Origin of the sequence: Enterobacter cloacae complex sp. P24RS, from assembly GCF_014982165.1 — a bacterium.
GTDB classification, from domain to species: Bacteria; Pseudomonadota; Gammaproteobacteria; order Enterobacterales; family Enterobacteriaceae; genus Enterobacter; species Enterobacter quasihormaechei.
The window spans coordinates 34106-50840 of record NZ_JADCKU010000006.1 but is presented as its reverse complement, the minus strand read 5'-3'; the positions used below and the strand labels follow the sequence as shown (position 1 = coordinate 50840).

At 57.8% G+C, this 16735-nt stretch carries 19 protein-coding genes and 1 other annotated feature; of the genes, 6 read left to right on the top strand and 13 right to left on the bottom strand.

Features of this window, described 5'->3' with window-relative positions; genetic code table 11:
- The first annotated feature begins 128 nt into the window (after positions 1-128).
- The 4 genes from tisB to emrD all read left to right on the top strand — a co-directional run bounded on the left by tisB (position 129) and on the right by emrD (position 2985).
- Positions 129-218 (top strand): type I toxin-antitoxin system toxin TisB, encoded by a 90-nt coding sequence (gene tisB, locus INF58_RS21085; RefSeq protein ID WP_017383683.1) that lies wholly within the window; start codon positions 129-131, stop codon positions 216-218.
- 64 nt (positions 219-282) lie between these two features.
- On the top strand, positions 283-729 hold the full coding sequence (locus tag INF58_RS08055) for a GNAT family N-acetyltransferase (protein WP_063868644.1): 447 nt from the start codon (positions 283-285) through the stop codon (positions 727-729).
- 62 nt (positions 730-791) lie between these two features.
- Positions 792-1625 (top strand): DMT family transporter, encoded by an 834-nt coding sequence (locus tag INF58_RS08050; protein ID WP_063868642.1) that lies wholly within the window; start codon positions 792-794, stop codon positions 1623-1625.
- 175 nt (positions 1626-1800) lie between these two features.
- Positions 1801-2985: a multidrug efflux MFS transporter EmrD gene (gene emrD, locus INF58_RS08045; protein WP_107535638.1), complete on the top strand. Its 1185-nt coding sequence runs from the start codon at positions 1801-1803 to the stop codon at positions 2983-2985.
- Here the strand turns inward: emrD and INF58_RS08040 are convergent.
- Both INF58_RS08040 and dsdC read right to left on the bottom strand, forming a co-directional pair.
- Complete coding sequence (locus INF58_RS08040; RefSeq protein ID WP_193527471.1) at positions 2888-3976, bottom strand: cellulase family glycosylhydrolase; 1089 nt, start codon at positions 3974-3976, stop codon at positions 2888-2890. The genes emrD and INF58_RS08040 overlap by 98 nt on opposite strands.
- 84 nt (positions 3977-4060) lie before the next feature.
- Positions 4061-4975, bottom strand: coding sequence for a DNA-binding transcriptional regulator DsdC (gene dsdC, locus INF58_RS08035; protein ID WP_227415044.1), 915 nt, complete (start codon positions 4973-4975; stop codon positions 4061-4063).
- A 121-nt stretch (positions 4976-5096) separates the two neighbouring features.
- On the opposite strand from dsdC, the gene dsdA reads away from it, so the two are divergent.
- Positions 5097-6383 (top strand): D-serine ammonia-lyase, encoded by a 1287-nt coding sequence (gene dsdA / locus INF58_RS08030; RefSeq protein WP_193527469.1) that lies wholly within the window; start codon positions 5097-5099, stop codon positions 6381-6383.
- A gap of 32 nt (positions 6384-6415) precedes the next feature.
- Here the strand turns inward: dsdA and INF58_RS08025 are convergent, their stop codons facing one another.
- The 5 genes from INF58_RS08025 to ibpA all read right to left on the bottom strand — a co-directional run bounded on the left by INF58_RS08025 (position 6416) and on the right by ibpA (position 10030).
- A complete protein-coding gene (locus tag INF58_RS08025) occupies positions 6416-6763 on the bottom strand; it encodes a DUF202 domain-containing protein (protein ID WP_112792460.1) in 348 nt (115 codons plus the stop codon).
- Positions 6753-7100, bottom strand: coding sequence for a YidH family protein (locus INF58_RS08020; RefSeq protein ID WP_063452060.1), 348 nt, complete (start codon positions 7098-7100; stop codon positions 6753-6755). Before INF58_RS08020 ends, INF58_RS08025 begins: the two co-directional genes overlap by 11 nt.
- Positions 7101-7192: 92 nt before the next feature.
- Positions 7193-8854 carry a putative transporter gene (locus INF58_RS08015; protein WP_193527468.1) on the bottom strand — a complete coding sequence of 554 codons (1662 nt, stop codon included), beginning with the start codon at positions 8852-8854 and terminating at the stop codon, positions 7193-7195.
- Between the two features lie 200 nt (positions 8855-9054).
- Positions 9055-9483 (bottom strand): small heat shock chaperone IbpB, encoded by a 429-nt coding sequence (gene ibpB / locus INF58_RS08010; RefSeq protein ID WP_006808781.1) that lies wholly within the window; start codon positions 9481-9483, stop codon positions 9055-9057.
- 136 nt (positions 9484-9619) lie between these two features.
- Positions 9620-10030, bottom strand: coding sequence for a small heat shock chaperone IbpA (gene ibpA / locus INF58_RS08005; protein ID WP_003861094.1), 411 nt, complete (start codon positions 10028-10030; stop codon positions 9620-9622).
- Positions 10024-10097: a sequence feature (ROSE (Repression Of Heat Shock gene Expression) occurs in the 5'-region of heat shock genes and acts as an RNA thermometer to modulate expression.), on the bottom strand. (Overlaps the previous gene by 7 nt.)
- A 248-nt stretch (positions 10098-10345) precedes the next feature.
- Between ibpA and INF58_RS08000 the strand changes: the two genes are divergently transcribed.
- On the top strand, positions 10346-10678 hold the full coding sequence (locus INF58_RS08000; RefSeq protein ID WP_063868628.1) for a YceK/YidQ family lipoprotein: 333 nt from the start codon (positions 10346-10348) through the stop codon (positions 10676-10678).
- Here INF58_RS08000 and INF58_RS07995 read toward each other — a convergent pair.
- The 6 genes from INF58_RS07995 to dgoR form a co-directional block, all read right to left on the bottom strand.
- Complete coding sequence (locus INF58_RS07995) at positions 10675-11904, bottom strand: DUF3748 domain-containing protein (protein WP_193527467.1); 1230 nt, start codon at positions 11902-11904, stop codon at positions 10675-10677. The genes INF58_RS08000 and INF58_RS07995 overlap by 4 nt on opposite strands.
- Before the next feature lie 51 nt (positions 11905-11955).
- Positions 11956-13293 carry an MFS transporter gene (locus INF58_RS07990; RefSeq protein ID WP_077221130.1) on the bottom strand — a complete coding sequence of 446 codons (1338 nt, stop codon included), beginning with the start codon at positions 13291-13293 and terminating at the stop codon, positions 11956-11958.
- A 113-nt stretch (positions 13294-13406) separates the two neighbouring features.
- A complete protein-coding gene (gene dgoD / locus INF58_RS07985; RefSeq protein WP_063868621.1) occupies positions 13407-14555 on the bottom strand; it encodes a galactonate dehydratase in 1149 nt (382 codons plus the stop codon).
- Positions 14552-15169 carry a 2-dehydro-3-deoxy-6-phosphogalactonate aldolase gene (locus INF58_RS07980; protein WP_193527466.1) on the bottom strand — a complete coding sequence of 206 codons (618 nt, stop codon included), beginning with the start codon at positions 15167-15169 and terminating at the stop codon, positions 14552-14554. Before INF58_RS07980 ends, dgoD begins: the two co-directional genes overlap by 4 nt.
- Positions 15153-16031, bottom strand: coding sequence for a 2-dehydro-3-deoxygalactonokinase (locus INF58_RS07975; RefSeq protein WP_193527465.1), 879 nt, complete (start codon positions 16029-16031; stop codon positions 15153-15155). Before INF58_RS07975 ends, INF58_RS07980 begins: the two co-directional genes overlap by 17 nt.
- A complete protein-coding gene (dgoR, locus tag INF58_RS07970; RefSeq protein WP_003861109.1) occupies positions 16028-16717 on the bottom strand; it encodes a D-galactonate utilization transcriptional regulator DgoR in 690 nt (229 codons plus the stop codon). Before dgoR ends, INF58_RS07975 begins: the two co-directional genes overlap by 4 nt.
- Positions 16718-16735: the final 18 nt, after the last annotated feature.

The window sequence follows — 16735 nt, the reverse complement described above, 5'->3', positions numbered from 1 at the left end:
AACGGGTGGTGCCGTCAGTGCCTTAACCCCTGAAGTGAGCACACTGTGTTACGTCAATCCAGGTGCTGGCCACAGGCGGCGGAAAGGTACGCCAGCATCGTGCTCCTTTTAACCAAAAGGAGACGCGTATGAGCGTCGTGGATATGGTCATACTTGTCCTCAAACTCATTGTTGCTGTATTGCAACTGCTTGATGCTGTCCTGAAATACGTTCGGTGATTCAGGTTCAAGTCGCACCTGAGAGGGGCGGGCAACCGCCCCTCTTTAATAACGAGGGAATGCTATGTCGCGTCTGTTAATTGAGCCTGTTACGCCTGATGAGCCGGGCTATATCGCCCTGAAGGCCGAGAGTATCGCGTTGAATTTCAACATGCTGCGCCGGCTGGAAGAGAACTGGCAGCGGGGTGAAAACCGCTTTAATGCCCCGGGTGAAAAGCTGCTGGGGGCGTTTCTTAACGGCAAGCTGGTGGGCGTGTGCGGTCTTAATCGCGATCCGTTCAGCCAGCAGCCGCGCGCCGGACGTATTCGTCATCTCTATGTCAGCGAAAAGTGCCGCGGGCTGGGCATTGGAAAGCAGCTTTTGACCGTGGTGATGGCGGATGCCAGCATCTGGTTTGATTTTCTTAATACCCATGCGCCGGAAACTGCGTACGGATTTTATCATCGGGCAGGCTTCAGGCTGGTGTCAGACGAACCCCGGGTCACGCACCGCCTTTTTTGCGCAGTGTAAGCGTCTGGCAGCATCGAAGGGTGAATGTTACAGTTGGATGACATTTCACCATTTGAAACGCCATGACCATCACCGTTTTCTGCATTTTACTGTTCGCCGCACTGCTGCATGCCAGCTGGAACGCCATCGTTAAGGCCGGAACGGACAAGCTCTACTCTGCGATCGGCGTCAGCGGTTCAGCCGCGCTTATTGCCCTGATTTTACTGCCTTTCTCTCCCCAGCCGACGGCTGCAAGCTGGCCCTATTTGTTCGTCTCCTGCGCGTTACAGGTGGTGTATACGGTACTGGTGGCAAAAACCTATCAGGTCTCCGACATGAGCCAGACCTATCCGCTGATGCGCGGTACCGCCCCGCTGCTGGTGGCGCTGATCAGCGTGCTGGCGCTCGGCGACCACCTCTCCTGGCTTGCCTGGTCCGGTATCGGCGTCATTTGCCTGTCAATTCTGGCGATGGCGATGAATGGCCGCATGCAGTCGCGCAAGGGGATCTGGCTGGCACTGCTTAACGCCTGTTTTATCGCCGGGTATACGCTGGTGGACGGCACCGGCGTGCGGTTATCAGACTCGGCGCTGGGCTACACGCTCTGGACCTTCTTCATGAACGGCTTCTGCCTGCTGAGCTGGGCGATGGTAGCCCGCCGCCGTGAAGCGTCAGCCTATCTGCGCCTGCACTGGAAAAAGGGGCTACTCGGCGGCGTCGGGACGATGGGATCTTACGGTCTGGCGCTTTGGGCGATGACGCAGGCGCCGCTGGCGGTGGTCGCGGCACTGCGTGAAACCTCGATTCTCTTCGGCGCATTAATCGCATTTGTGCTTTTAAAAGAGAAAGTTGCCGGCCTGCGCATCGCGGCGGCGCTGGGTATAGCCGCCGGTGCGGTCCTGCTTCGCCTGGCGTAATTCGCTGGCAACATTAGTTGCCGATCTTGTTTACAAATCCTGACTTCACGCCCTCTGTCATTCATCACAGTAATGCTTAAATTGTCATCTCACTGTGGTAGATTCCTCGCGCATTTATGGGAATGCGTAGTCACTTATTCTTTATTTCTCTCTTTTGGCAAAAGTATTCAGCGACATGAAAAAGCAACGGAACGTGAACTTATTGTTGATGCTGGTGTTACTGGTGGCCGTCGGGCAGATGGCGCAAACCATCTATATTCCGGCGATTGCCGATATGGCAAAAGATCTGAACGTCCGCGAAGGGGCGGTACAGAGCGTGATGGCAGCCTACCTGCTGACCTATGGCGTTTCACAGCTGGTTTATGGTCCCCTGTCCGATCGCGTCGGGCGTCGCCCGGTCATTCTGGTGGGCATGAGCATTTTCATGGTGGCGACAGTCATTGCCATTACCACCCATAGCCTGACCGTACTGATTGCCGCCAGCGCTCTTCAGGGTGTGGGCACCGGCGTCGGCGGGGTCATGGCGCGTACCCTGCCGCGAGATATGTATCAAGGCACCCAGCTCCGTCACGCCAACAGCTTGTTAAACATGGGTATCCTCGTGAGCCCGCTGCTCGCGCCGCTGATCGGTGGCCTGCTGGACACCGTGTGGTCCTGGCGCGCCTGTTACGCCTTCCTGCTGGTGCTGTGCGCGATCGTCACCTTCAGCATGGCGCGCTGGATGCCGGAAACACGTCCGCAGGACGCGCCGCGCACGAAGCTTATCGCCAGCTATAAAACGCTTTTCGGCAACGGGTCGTTTACCTGTTATTTATTGATGCTGATCGGCGGTCTGGCGGGCATTGCCGTGTTCGAAGCCTGTTCCGGCGTGCTGCTGGGCGCAGGCCTTGGCCTGAGCAGCATGGTGGTGAGTATCCTGTTTATTCTGCCGATCCCGGCGGCGTTCTTCGGCGCATGGTTCGCCGGACGTCCGAACAAACGCTTCTCCACGCTGATGTGGCAGGCCGTGATCAGCTGCCTGCTGGCCGGGCTGATGATGTGGATCCCGGGGCTGTTTGACGTGATGTCGGTCTGGACGTTGCTCGTCCCGGCGGCGCTGTTCTTCTTCGGCGCGGGCATGCTGTTCCCGCTCGCCACCAGCGGCGCAATGGAGCCGTTCCCGTTCCTCGCGGGTACCGCTGGTGCCCTGGTGGGCGGTTTACAGAATATCGGTTCCGGCGCGCTCGCCTGGCTCTCCGCGATGATGCCGCAGACCGGGCAGGCTAGTTTAGGCTTGCTGATGACTCTGATGGGGCTGCTGATTTTGCTGTGCTGGCTGCCGCTGGCGTCGCGTGTCTCGCATCACGAACAGCCTGTTTAACCGCATGATGGCCCGGCTTCTCGCCGGGCTTTTCACACCCGGGCGCAATCATCGCCTGCAATAGCCGCTCTGGCGCAGGACGCCACGCCCCCTCTTCCCCGTCATAAAACTGAACATCGGCGTTTATCGCATACGGAATAGCAGCCTTTTGCAGCTCGCAGGCCATAAACGTGGCAAACGCCATCTGCGAGGCGGTTGGCGTCAGGGTTTTCGACTCGCCCACACCCCAGCCACCTACCCAGCTCACGTGCCCGGTTTTTTGCTGCCAGCGCAGGGCGGCGTTGATTCGGTTGCGAATAGCCGTTTTCTCCGCCGCGGTTCCGGACGTCCACGGATATTTGCCGTTCGTTTTCAGCGGACCCCACGGGAAAATATGCCACTCTGCCAGCAGGTAATTCTGGCTGTGCGCGGGCAGCTTCAGGCTGGATAAATCCTCTGGCGCGGCGCGCAGGCGAGGTGCGATAAAAATCATGCGGCTGGCATCAATGGCGTGAATGTCTTTGATCGCTTTCTCATACACCCGGTTGAGGGAAACCATGTTGTGGTTGAGCTTGTCCGCCGGTTCGTAGATCAGGTCAAAGCCCAGCAACGGCGAACGCTGACCAAAATAATGCGCCACGGCAATCCACCAATCAATCACCGCTTTTTCGGTATCCGCTTTCGGGTCGTTTTTATATTCATCTGCCTGATAAGCGACGATGGGGATGATGCCGTATTGCTCGCAGGCCTCCACCAGCTTACGCAGGTGAATCAGTCGCGCTTCCGTGGGTTCGCCCGCCACCCGAATGCGGACATGACGTATGCCTTTCGCCCGAAAATCACGGACCACCAGCGGATCAAACTCGCGGATACCGCGCTCGGTGCGGGCCCAGTCGACGTCCATCCCGACACCCAGCATCTGGGCGTAACGGGCAGCCGTCAGCGGCGGCTCAGCGGCACAGGCCCAGCCGGAAGCGATCGCTAACACGGTGACAATGAAAGGCTTCAGCACGTCGCACCTTGCGAAAATCAAATCGTTAGCCTGTATTTAGCACGCTTTTTCGCATTTGGTGTAGAGCCAAAGCGTAATAATTCTTCAGTTCGCCCGCTCTTTCAGCCAGCCGATAAAGGCGTCAATTTTTGGCCATTGCCGACCCGAAAGCGTTGAGACGTAGTAGTGCTGATGACATTTAAGCGTCTTTTCGCCGAAAGGAGCAATCAGCTCGCCGCGCGCGAGATGCTTTTGCACCAGCCTTTTTCGCCCCATCGCAACGCCGGCGTGGTGCGTCGCGGCAATAATCGCCAGATCCGCACGGTCGAACCCAATCCCGGATGAGGGCGGCATATTCACGCCAAAATGCGTCGTCCAGCTTGACCATTCATCCGTGGCGGAATCGTGACTCCAGGCCTGACGGTCATGGAGCAGCGTACAGCGGTGAAGGTTATCGGGATTTTGCACCAGCGCGTGCTCCCTGGCATATTCCGGTGAGCAGACCGGCAGGATCGCTTCATCCATCAGGTAGTGATAACCGAGCTGCTTCGGCGGTGAATCATCGAAATAGAGCGCCAGATCGACGCCCGTTCGCTGCATATTCACGTCTTCATTGCCCGTCAGCACGTTCAGCGAAATAGAAGGATAGCGTTGGGTAAAGTCGCCAAGCATCGGCACCAGCCAGCACTGGGCGATCGACGGACGGGAATAAACCGTCAGCGTGCCCGACAGCGCCTGGTTTTTAATGTCCAGTACCTCCTGGTTCAGCGCGTCGAGCGAGGATTTTAGCGTCCAGTACACGCGCTTCCCCTCCTGCGTCAGCTCAACTTTGCGGTGCGAGCGTGTAAACAGCTGAATGCCCAGCTCGTCTTCCAGCAGGCTGATGCGGTGGCTTACCGCGCTGGGGGTCAGGGACAGCTCAGCGGCTGCCAGCGCAAAAGATTCATACCGGGCAGCCGCTTCAAAGGTATGCATTTTGGACAGCTGCCAGCCGTTTAGCCGTCGCTTATCTTCCACCATCGCCCTCATCTCTTCGTGGTTGGTTCAATCTGGTTCACCTGAAACGCAATTTATATCATTTGTCAGTATGCCTCTTTTTTATGCTTAATACCGGATGACCCCCCTTGCGAAGAGATGGACGATGAAAAGCGCAACGATCAACGCGTTAACCGCACGGTTTCCTCTGGTTGAGGATCTGATTACCCTGAAAGAAACCACCTGGCTCAACCCGCGTACCACGACGCTGGCTGAAGGGTTGCCCTATGTCGGGCTGACCAAAGCCGACGTTGACGACGCCCACGCGCGCCTGGAACGCTTCGCGCCGTATCTGGCGAAAGCCTTCCCGGAAACGGCGGCTGCGGGCGGAATTATCGAATCTGAACTGGTCGCCATTCCGGCAATGAAAGCGCGTCTGGAGCAGGAATATGGCGTAACGATCCCCGGCACGCTGCTGCTGAAAAAAGACAGCCATCTGCCGATCTCCGGCTCCATTAAAGCGCGCGGCGGCATTTATGAAGTGCTGGCTCACGCGGAGAAACTGGCGCTGGCCTCAGGCTTGCTCAAGCTGGATGACGATTACAGCATTCTGCTGGAGCCGCGCTTCAAGGACTTCTTCAGCCAGTACAGCATCGCCGTGGGCTCAACCGGCAACCTTGGGCTGTCCATCGGCATCATGAGCGCGCGCATCGGCTTTAAGGTTACGGTGCATATGTCTGCCGACGCCCGTGAATGGAAAAAAGCCAGGCTGCGCAGCCACGGCGTGATCGTTGTGGAATACGAGCAGGATTACGGCGTGGCGGTGGAGCAAGGGCGCAAAGCAGCGGAAAGCGATCCGAACTGCTTCTTTATTGACGATGAGTACTCCCGCACGCTGTTCCTGGGCTATGCGGTGGCGGGCGAGCGCCTGAAAGCACAGTTTGCCGCACAGGGGCGCGTGGTGGACGCTGAACATCCCCTAAACGTCTATCTGCCGTGCGGCGTCGGCGGCGGGCCCGGCGGCGTGGCGTTTGGCCTGAAGCTGGCCTTTGGCGACAGCGTGCACTGTTTCTTCGCCGAGCCTACGCACTCGCCGTGCATGCTGCTGGGTGTCCACACCGGTCTGCACGATGAGATCGCCGTACAGGATCTGGGTATTGATAACGTGACGGCGGCGGACGGGCTGGCGGTAGGCCGCGCGTCAGGCTTCGTGGGTCGCGCGATGGAGCGTCTGCTTGACGGGTTCTTTACCCTCTCCGATCAGAGCATGTATAACCTGCTCGGCTGGCTGGCGCAGGAGGAAGGCATTCGCCTGGAGCCGTCGGCGCTGGCGGGGATGGTGGGGCCGGTACGGATAAAGTCAGATGCCAACACGACGCACCTGGTCTGGGCGACCGGCGGCGGCATGGTGCCGGATGACGAGATGGCGAATTATCTGGCGAAAGGGAAGTAATTATGCCGGGCGGCGGCTGCGCCTTACCCGGCCTACAGGTGCAAAATTTGTCGAATATGGGTTACCGCAAACAGCAGCGACAGGGACAGCACGGCCAGGGCGATCAGGAACTTATCCCGCACCGCCCCTGGCTGTGCGAAATCACTGTGCGCGACGTCCATCAGGTTCCGGCTGCGGGTATAGCGCCATAAAATAATGGCTACCAGCGCCAGCACAACGATGGAGATCCAGAATGGCATCCCCGTGCGGTGCCAGTTGTGCTTAATGGCAAGCGCAATCAGCGCGCCATACCCCAGCAGCGTGCGTAGCCAGGCCAGCGAGGTACGCTCCGGCTGAAGCCCGGGGTCTGCTTCCCTCCGCGCTTTGCGGCTATCCGGCATAGAACACCAGTAACATCACGATGCCAGCCACCAGCAGCAAAATCGTACTGATGATAAGCAAACCGCGTGTGTAAGGGAGATCCTGCTTCAGACGCATCGCCTTTTCGTTGCGCAGCCACCGCAGGTAGCCGTAGATCGCCAGCACGCCGGCTAACAGACACAGCAGCAGGGACAGCGCTTCGCGGATCAGCGGGGTGGCAAAATCAGGGGCGAGCTGATCAAGGCCAACGCCTGCGGCCAGAAAGCCCAGGGCAGTACGGATCCACGCTAAAAATGTACGCTCGTTAGCCAGTGAGAAGCGGTAATCCGGTGCTTCACCGAGGCGGGAAATGTTCATGAAGGTTCCTTGTCGTACCAGAAGCAGGCTTCAGCATAGCGTAAATTAACGGGGACAAGGAGACCGGCATCGGGTGATGCCGGTCAGCGAGGCTAGCCCATCCCCCAGAACAGCACCGCCAGTAGCTGTGGGGTAATGATGCGCAGAAACATCACCAGCGGATAAACCGTGGCGTAAGACAGCGCCGCCGCACCGCTGGTGGCGTGCAGGTTATTGGCGAACGCCAGCGCGGGCGGATCGGTCATAGAGCCAGCCAGCATGCCGCACAGCGTGAGATAGTTCATTTTAGCGAACATACGCGCCAGTAATCCGACCGTTATCAGCGGGATGGCGGTAATAAATATGCCGTATCCTACCCAGCTCATTCCTTCGCCGTTCACCAGGGTATCGACAAAATCGCCGCCGGATTTCAGCCCCACCACCGCCAGAAACAGCACAATGCCTAACTCCCGCAGCGCCAGGTTAGCGCTCGGGGGCATAAACCAGTAGAGCTTACCGATGGAGCCGATACGCCCGAGGATCAGCGCCATAATGAGCGGCCCGCCAGCCAGACCCAGCTTCAGCGCTACCGGGAAGCCGGGCACGTACAGGGGGATGGAGCCAAGCATCACCCCAAGCCCGACACCGATAAAGACCGGCAGCATCTGCACCTGCTGGAGTTTTTGCTGCGCGTTTCCCACCATGTTCGCTACGGCATCAATGGATGACGGACGCCCGACCAGGTTGAGAATATCACCAAATTGCAGGCTCGCATCCTGGCTGGCCACCAGCTCCACGCCAGCGCGATTAAGACGGGAGATCACCACGTCATAGCGCTCTTTAACCTGCAAATCGCGTATTTTCTTGCCCAGCACCTTCTCATTGGTCACCACCACGCGCTCCACGCGCATATCCGTTCCACGGGTTGAGAGCGAAGTATCTACCTCCTGACCAATCACCAGCCGGGCATTGTTTAAATCCGCCGGTTGCCCTACCAGATGCAGAAGATCGCCGTGTTGAATAAGGGTATCGGGCGAAGGCACCATCAGCGTGTCATCGCGTTTCAGGCGTGAACAGATAATGGTCGCGCTGTTCAGAATGGGAACATCCTGTATCGCCATATTGTTCAGGTTGGGGTTTTCGACGCGAATGTTGATGGTTTTAATGAGCGCATGGCCGTTGGTCAGGGTGCTTTCATGCTCCTTCGCCTCCTGTTCAACGTTAACGCGGAACAGCACGCGCACCAGCCACATCGAGAGCAAAATACCGCAAATACCAAACGGATAGGCCATGGCGTAGCTCATCCCCATCTGATCGACGACATCAGCCGGGATACCCAAATCGCGCAGAATTTGCTGACCCGCCCCGAGCGCAGGCGTGTTAGTGACGGCTCCGGAGAAAATACCCAGCACGACGGGCAACGGAATAGCGAAGAGTTTATGCAGGATCGCGGTGACCAGCCCACCCATCACAACAATGCCGAAAGCAAAGAGATTAAGGCGTAAACCGGAGACGCGCAGCGAAGCGAAGAAACCCGGACCCACCTGAATGCCGATGGTATACACAAAGAGGATCAGGCCAAATTCCTGAATGAAATGCAGCATATCGGCGCTGAGCACCCACCCAAGCTGGTCGGCAAAATGGCCGACAAAAATCCCGCCGAACAGCACCCCGCCGATACCAAACCCGACGCCGCGGATTTTGATATTCCCCAGCCACAACCCGACTACCGCGACAAGGGCCAACACGCTCACGGTTAACGCGATATCACTCATGATCCACATCCTGTGTATAACCATAGTTATAATAAGGATTCTCTCAGAGCCAGCGGCGGCTGTATGGGGGATGGCGCACAAAAAAGCCCTGCCGGGGCAGGGCTTCGTGCAGTCTGTGGGTAGTGTCGGATGGCGGCTGCGCCTTACCCGACCTTCAGGATCGGCAGGTTTTGCGCAGCCTCTACCCGGCAAAAAATGTATTAGCTATTCAACGCCGGACGTTCGCTAATGGCGATGCGCTGCGGCGCAATGGCTTCGGGCACGTTACGCGTGAGGTCAATATTCAGCAGCCCGTTGGTAAACGTCGCGCCAGACACTTCCATATGGTCTGCCAGCGTAAAGCTCAGGCTGAACGGCTGAGTGACAAGCCCCTGATGCAGCCATTTGGTCTCGGTGTCTGGTTTTTCCGGCGACCCTTTCACGGTCAGGCGCGTGCCCTCAAGCTGGATGTCGAGATCTTCCTGACGGAACCCGGCCAGCGCGAGCGTGATGCGGTAGTGATTATCATCGCTTTTTTCGATGTTGTACGGCGGAAACGTCTGCTGTTCGGTCGCGCTTTGCAGCGCGTTAGCCAGTTTGTCAAAACCGATCCACTGACGCAGTAGAGGGGAAAAATCATAGTTACGCATACTAAATCTCCTTCTGAGAAGCGAGTTCGGCACAGTTTAATTTTGTGCGCAGTTGTACCTGCAAACCCTTACGGATTCGCATATGCTCCCTTTACGGCAAGCAATTTCAGGTGGGCCGCGTTAGCGACCCGCATAATTAGTTGATTTCGATACGGCGTGGTTTTTTCTCTTCCGGAATCACACGTTCCAGTTCGATAAACAGCAGGCCGTTCACCAGGTTCGCGCCCTTGACGTGGATGTTCTCAGCCAGCTGGAACTTGCGCTCAAAGTTGCGCTCTGCGATGCCCTGGTAAAGGTAGGTTCGTTCTTTCTGCTCGCCCGCATGGGAGCCTTTCACCACCAGCAGATTGTCCTGGGCGGTGATCTCCAGTTCGCTCTCTGCGAAACCGGCGACAGCAATCGCAATGCGGTAGTGGTTTTCGTCAACCAGTTCAACGTTGTAAGGAGGATAGCCGTTGCTCTGGCTCTGGTTGTTTTCTAAGTGGTTGAACAGACGATCAAAACCAATGGCAGAACGGTATAGCGGAGAGAGATCGAAGTTACGCATAGATAAAAGCTCCTGAAATCAGCGAGAAAATGTAGCCTTCCACCATGGACAGGCTTCCGTTCCCCCGAACACCCATCAGGCGTGTCCGTTATCGGGGTACATCCTTAAAATGGGTCTGGATACGGGCTTTTCAAGCGTATTAATGCGAGATTTTTTTGCACTTTGCTGGATGTCGCATAGACTCAGGGGCACAGCACAAAGGGTTAAATTGCGAGGGCGACCACAGTGCAGATGTTTTGGACTGTCCATTTTGGACGCGCCTCGCTATAACCCTGAGTTGCAGGTCAATGCCGTGCTACTAAAGATGACTGAGTGATGATGAGAAATGTTCTGATTAAGCTGGCGACGTTCAGCGGGGTTGTTTTACTTTGCGGGTGTTCGAGCGTGATGTCGCACACCGGCGGTAAAGAAGGAACATATCCGGGGACGCGCGCCAGTGCCGCCATGATCTCTGATGATGAGACAAACTGGGGTACCAAATCTCTGGCGATTCTTGATATGCCGTTTACGGCGGTTGCCGATACGCTTCTGCTGCCGTGGGATATGTTCCGCACCGACAGCTCAGTGCGCTCGCGCGTTGAGAAAAGCGAGCAGGAGACGCTGGCAACCAACTCCGTCATCCCGCCCGCAGAGATGCCCCCGCGCTAATTCCGTGCGGTTTCCGTTAGCCACAGCTGGCGGAAACCGTCCTTCTCTTCCATCCACGCGATAAAACGCCCGTCCGGGGAAAAGACCACTGCGTCAGCAGACGGCTGATTGCCATGATCGGACGTCAAAAACGTCACCTTTCCGGTCTGCGCATCGCAGCAGGCAATGCGGCTTTCGAGCACAAACCCAAGTGTGCGGCCAGAAGGATGCCAGTTAAAGGCCGACTGGATATCACTCTCACTGCGGGTCAACTGGCGCGGCTCGCCGCCCTCAGGTGAGATAAGCCACAGCTGCACAACGCCGTTATCGTCCCGCATTAAAAACGCAATCTGCGTCCCCTGCGGATTGCTGCGCACCCAGTGGCGCGGCACGTTCACCAGCCCCGGATACGCCTTCTGATGGGTGAAGGTTAAGCGGCGTTGCGTGATGCCCGCAGGAGGCGCGGGCATCGTCTCAGGCGTTCCCTGCAACGGCGCCTCGCCTGCTCGTTTCCAGCCCTGCTCATCTTTGGGGAGGTCCACAATAAACAGTTCCGGCACCTTTTCGCCTTTCGCTGACACCGTATCGCCGATAAACGCCAGCCTGTCGTTGCCCACCCAGCCCTCTTCATAGGCGCGGTTAATCTCATCGCTGCCCGGTTGCGGGTTCGGCGTTGTACGGCTTACCAGCACGCTCCAGAAGGTGCCAGCATATTCCCGCGGATGGTTCCCCTGTGGGTTTACCGGACCGAAAGGCGCAGCTACCCCGACGTTACGCAAATTCAGCTTTGGATCGCGCTCGTGCAGCACATGGTCGTTGTAGGTAAAGCTGACGAACTGCCCGTTCGGGCTAAAAACGTGGACGTGGCTGCCGCCACGCAGCGCGCCAGCCGTGTAAGGCGCGGTGATATCCATCGCATCGAGATTGCTCACCTCGCCGTTGTGCACAATCACTCCCTGACGATGGTGAAAATCATACTGCCAGTCTGCATCGGGGTTTTTCGGGCCGTGGATAAATACATATTTATCCTCAGCAGGATGAACGGTTACCACGCCGACATGCGCGCCGTCAGCGGCACGGTAGATCACCTCAACCTCACCCGTACTGACATTGACCCGCTCAATGGTTTTACCGGTAAACGACGCGCCGGATGGCCGCACGTCATAGACAAGCCACTGGCTGTCTGGCGTCCAGGTGTTGATATTGGTGAGCTGGTGGTGGCGGGAAGCGAAGGTGATTTGTTTCATAAGGATACCCTGATGCGCGGTTATCGCATCAGGGTAAAACATCCTAAGGCGTTAGCCTACTCGTTTCACGTCGCCCACCAGCAGGATGTAGGAGAGCGCGCCGATCAGCGCCACGGCAGAGATATACACCAGAGCCGGACCAAAGCCGTAGTCCTGCGCAAGGTAGCCGATAACCAGCGGCACGGTGATCCCGCCCAGCCCGCCAACGAAGTTAAACACGCCGCCGGTCAGGCCGATCAGACGCATCGGCGCCAGGGACGACACCAGAGACCAGGTGATGGAGGCAAAGCCGTTCCCGAAGAATGCCACCGCCATCAGGGTCATAATCCACACCGGATCGTTGGTGTAGTTCGCCCCCATGATGCAGGTAGAGATCAGCAGCCCGCAGATAATCGGTGTTTTACGCGCCACGCCCAGCGAGAAGCCTTTTTTCACCAGCTTGTCCGCCAGCCAGCCCGAGAGCAGTACGCCGAAGAAGGCCGCCAGGAACGGCACGGTGGTCATAAAGCCCGCCTTCAGCGCGGTGATCCCTTTTTCCTGCGTCAGGTAGTTCGGGAACCAGGTGAGGAAGAACCACAGCGTGGAGGTCACCGCGAACTGTCCCAGATACACGCCCACCAGCTTACGGTGGAAGACCAGCTTCCAGTCCGCTTTGGTTAACGGCTGGCGCGCCTCTTTTTTCACCGGAGCATCGCCGTCTACCAGACCGCCACCGTCGCGGATGTAGTCCAGCTCGGCTTTGGTGATGCTTTTGGTCAGACGCGGCGGCTGATACACCTTGAACCAGATGAGCGACCAGATAATGCCGATCCCGCCGGTGACGATAAACACCCAGTGCCAGCTCAGCAGCTCCTGGATCCAGATTAAGAGCGGCGTCAGAAATGCCAGGCCCACAAACTGCCCGGAGGTGTAAAAGCCTACGGCAGAGGCACGCTCATGTTCCGGGAACCAGCTGGTCACCATGCGGTTGTTGGTCGGGAACGCGGGCGCTTCAAACACCCCGGTGATGGCGCGCAGGCCAATCAGCGACATCAGCCCGGTGGCGAAGCCCTGGAACAGGGTCGCCACGGACCAGCCCAAAATAGCGATAAAGTAGGTCAGACGCGATCCCACACGGTCAAGGAACCAGCCGCCGGGGATCTGACAGAGCGTATACAGCCAGGCAAACGCCGAGAAGACATAGCCCATTTCCGCTTTGGTGATGCCGAACTCTTCCTGAATATGAGCCGATGCCACGGCGAGGTTGGCGCGGTCGACATAGCAAATGACCACGGTAATAAAGATCATCATCAGCGTCAGGTAACGGCGACGCCCGGTTTTTGCAGCAGTAACTGGAATATCCATCGCAATCTGTCTCCAGATTTTGGGCATAGCGAAGCCGCTCACCATGCCCTGTAATTTACAGAGGGTTATATTTTTGTATGTATGTTTTTTTGCCCGGTGGCGCTTCGCTTACCGGGCCTACGGGAGAGTAGGCCGGATAAGCGTAGCGCCATCCGGCTTTACCACTCGGCTACGGAACCGTCCTCATGACGCCACAGTGGGTTACGCCAGTCCGGCGTATTTTTACTCAGCTCAATGACTTTGGCTTCGTCAATTTCCACGCCAAGGCCCGGCTTCGTTAACGGTTTAAAGAAACCGCCTTCCATGCTGAAGTCTTCTTTGTTTTTCACAAAGTCGAGCAGTTCCGCGCCCTTGTTATAGTGAATGCCCATGCTTTGTTCCTGGAACACCGCATTGCGGGAGACGAAGTCCACGTGCAGACAGGCTGCCAGCGCAATCGGTCCAAGCGGACAGTGCGGCGCCAGCGCCACATCGTAGGCTTCTGCCATGCCAGCAATTTTGTAGCATTCGGTGATGCCGCCCGCGTGGGAGAGGTCCGGTTGCAGGATCGCAATGCCGCCCGCTTCCAGCACGCGTTTAAACTCGAAGCGCGAGAACATGCGTTCACCCGCCGCGATGGGAATGTGCGTCTGTTCTGCCAGTTTCGGATAGTATTCCGCCTGCTCGGCCAGTACAGGCTCTTCGATAAACAGCGGGCGATACGGCTCCAGCTCTTTAATCAGCACTTTGGCCATCGGCGCGCTGACGCGGCCGTGGAAGTCCAGGCCAAACTCAATCTCGTTGCCGAAAGCCTCACGGATTTGCGCCACGGTGTTCACCGCCCGGTCTACCGCGCGCGAGTTGTCGATAACGCCCATCTCTTCGCAGCCGTTGAGTTTGAAAGTGTCAAAACCAATGTTGCGCAGCTGGCGGATACCGTCGATGACTTCCGCAGGGCGGTCGCCACCCACCCAGCTGTAGGCTTTGATTTTGTCACGCACCAGACCGCCCATTAATTGCCAGACCGGGGCATTCAGCACTTTGCCCTTGATATCCCACAGCGCCTGGTCGATACCGGCGATGGCGCTCATCAGGATCGGACCGCCACGGTAAAATCCCGCCCGATACATGACCTGCCACAGGTCGTTGATGCGCGCCGGATCCTGGCCAATCAGGTATTCACCCAGCTCGTGAACCGCGGCTTCCACCGTACGCGCACGGCCCTCAATCACCGGCTCGCCCCAGCCGACCACGCCTTCGTCGGTTTCGATTTTCAGGAACATCCAGCGCGGGGGTAAACGGTACGTGGTGAGTTTGGTTATTTTCATTGCACTGCCTCTCGATACGCTTTCACAAATGCTGTCGCCTGCCGGGCGGTACGCTCAACGGACTGGCCTGCACGAAAGAGATCGCTGCCCAGCCCCGCGCCCACACAGCCCGCGTTTATCCACTGCACCAGGTTTTCCGGCGTGACGCCGCCCACGGCAAAGACCGGCACGCTGGCGGGTAAGACCGCCTTCAGCGCTTTGATGTAATCCGGACCAAAAGCCGACGACGGGAAAATTTTGAGCGACTGTGCGCCCGCATCGAGAGCGGCAAAGGCTTCTGTGGCCGTGGCGCACCCCGGGCAAACGGTCATGCCGTAATCCACCGCCCGGCGGATAACCTCGGGGTTGATATTGGGTGTGACGATAAGCTTGCAGCCCATTTTCGCCAGGTCATCCACCTGCTCCGGCTGCAACACGGTTCCTGCGCCAATCAGCGCCTTATCACCAAACGCCGCCACCACTGCCGGAATGCTTTTTTCCCACGCCGGTGAGTTGAGCGGGATTTCCACCGCGTCGAACCCGGCGTCGATAACCGCGCCAACGTGCGCTAACGCCTCGTCGGGTGTGATGCCGCGCAAAATCGCGATAAGGGGAAGATCAGTTTGCCACTGCATGAGCGATGCTCCTTATGCCTGCCTGAAATGCCGTGTCGCCCTCCACCGCGGCAACATCCCGTCCGATAGCGTGGAACGCCTGGCGGTAACGAGACGTCAGCGATGAACCCGCGACGAGCGTGATGGTCTGCTGCCCGGCGAACGCGTCGCTCAGGGTGGCGACTTCGGCGCCAATCAGCAGGCCGGACAGAAATTCGCTAACCTGCTCGCGCGGAAGATTTCCCAGCACGTGCGAGGCGCGAACCTCAAAAAGTTGCGGCAAAACGGCAGGAGATGCGATCCCGCGCTCAAGCCCGGCGGCAAACGCCACCGGCGAAGGGTTCTGCTCCGGCAAACCGGCCCCTACCAGCGAATGCGTAAGCAGCAAATGATGCAATTCGCCGGTCATCACGGTGCGAAAATCATGAATTTGCTCAGCATCCGCCTGGACCCATTTGCAGTGCGTCCCGGGCATGACGTAGACAGAAGAAGGAGAAAGGGTGCGCGCCCCGAGCAGCTGCGTCTCTTCGCCGCGCATCACGTTTTGGTTATCGTCGCGAGAGACGCATAAACCGGGAATAATCCAGACATTGTCACCAACGGACGTTAACTGCTCACCAACGGAGGCGAAATGAACCGGAACCGACAGGTAAGGTGCGACCTTCCAGCCCACGTTACTGCCGACCATTCCGGCCATCACCACCGGCGTATTACCGTCGCGCCAGCTTTGTGTCACCTCTGCTAACACCGCTTCAGGGGATTTACCGTTCAGACGCGTGACGCCTGCTTCTGATTGCCTGCTTTCCAGGCACTGCTCGCCCTGGTAGAGCCAGGCGCGCAGATTGGTCGATCCCCAGTCAATTGCGATGTAGCGTGATGTCATGTGATTTCCTTCAACCTTCGTGTCGAGCTGGCGATCATGGTTAGCGCCGCCTGCTCTGCCGCATCGCCGTCCTGATGCCGTATCGCATCGAACAGCGCTTTATGCTCCTGAAGCGTTTTCGGCATGTTGGCCTCATCGCCCATCCAGGTACGTTCAAATACTGCTCGCTGTAGCGAGCTGATCGCCACGCTAAGCTGCTGTAAAACCGGGTTATGCACCGACTGCAATACCGCCTCGTGATAGCGAATGTCCGCTTCGTTGAACGCCTCCCGATTCTGGTTATTGGCGATCATGTCGTTCAACGCTGACTCAATCTGTGCCAGGTCACCAGACGTTGCGCGCTCTGCTGCCCAGCGGGCAATGGCTGGTTCCACCAGATTTCGGACTTCGCTCATCGCGCCGATAAGCCGTGGGTCGTAGTCGTTTTCCAGTACCCATTGCAGAACATCGGTATCGAGGTAGTTCCACTGGTTACGCGGCGCAACAAACGCCCCGCGATAGCGCTTCATTTCAATCAGCCGCTTCGCCATTAGCGAGCGGAACACTTCCCGGATGATGTTGCGCGAGGTTTCAAACTCTTCGCACAGTTCGGCCTCTGCTGGCAGCGGCGAACCGGGAACGTATTTGCCACCCACAATCTGGGTGCCCAGCGTGATGACAATGCGATCGGTTTTATTGAGTGTCATGGAGAGTCCTTGTGCTCT

Excerpts from the sequence above, each read along its gene's own strand:
- INF58_RS08050 (WP_063868642.1), top strand. The coding sequence starts at position 792 with ATGACCATCACCGTTTTCTGCATTTTACTGTTCGCCGCACTGCTGCAT.
- dsdA (WP_193527469.1), top strand. The coding sequence starts at position 5,097 with ATGAAAAGCGCAACGATCAACGCGTTAACCGCACGGTTTCCTCTGGTT.
- emrD (WP_107535638.1), top strand. The coding sequence starts at position 1,801 with ATGAAAAAGCAACGGAACGTGAACTTATTGTTGATGCTGGTGTTACTG.
- dsdC (WP_227415044.1), bottom strand. The coding sequence starts at position 4,975 with ATGGTGGAAGATAAGCGACGGCTAAACGGCTGGCAGCTGTCCAAAATG.
- INF58_RS08020 (WP_063452060.1), bottom strand. The coding sequence starts at position 7,100 with ATGAACATTTCCCGCCTCGGTGAAGCACCGGATTACCGCTTCTCACTG.
- ibpB (WP_006808781.1), bottom strand. The coding sequence starts at position 9,483 with ATGCGTAACTATGATTTTTCCCCTCTACTGCGTCAGTGGATCGGTTTT.
- INF58_RS07980 (WP_193527466.1), bottom strand. The coding sequence starts at position 15,169 with ATGCAGTGGCAAACTGATCTTCCCCTTATCGCGATTTTGCGCGGCATC.
- tisB (WP_017383683.1), top strand. The coding sequence starts at position 129 with ATGAGCGTCGTGGATATGGTCATACTTGTCCTCAAACTCATTGTTGCT.
- dgoR (WP_003861109.1), bottom strand. The coding sequence starts at position 16,717 with ATGACACTCAATAAAACCGATCGCATTGTCATCACGCTGGGCACCCAG.
- INF58_RS08025 (WP_112792460.1), bottom strand. The coding sequence starts at position 6,763 with ATGCCGGATAGCCGCAAAGCGCGGAGGGAAGCAGACCCCGGGCTTCAG.
- ibpA (WP_003861094.1), bottom strand. The coding sequence starts at position 10,030 with ATGCGTAACTTCGATCTCTCTCCGCTATACCGTTCTGCCATTGGTTTT.
- INF58_RS08055 (WP_063868644.1), top strand. The coding sequence starts at position 283 with ATGTCGCGTCTGTTAATTGAGCCTGTTACGCCTGATGAGCCGGGCTAT.
- INF58_RS07995 (WP_193527467.1), bottom strand. The coding sequence starts at position 11,904 with ATGAAACAAATCACCTTCGCTTCCCGCCACCACCAGCTCACCAATATC.
- INF58_RS07990 (WP_077221130.1), bottom strand. The coding sequence starts at position 13,293 with ATGGTGAGCGGCTTCGCTATGCCCAAAATCTGGAGACAGATTGCGATG.
- INF58_RS08015 (WP_193527468.1), bottom strand. The coding sequence starts at position 8,854 with ATGAGTGATATCGCGTTAACCGTGAGCGTGTTGGCCCTTGTCGCGGTA.
- dgoD (WP_063868621.1), bottom strand. The coding sequence starts at position 14,555 with ATGAAAATAACCAAACTCACCACGTACCGTTTACCCCCGCGCTGGATG.
- INF58_RS07975 (WP_193527465.1), bottom strand. The coding sequence starts at position 16,031 with ATGACATCACGCTACATCGCAATTGACTGGGGATCGACCAATCTGCGC.
- INF58_RS08000 (WP_063868628.1), top strand. The coding sequence starts at position 10,346 with ATGATGAGAAATGTTCTGATTAAGCTGGCGACGTTCAGCGGGGTTGTT.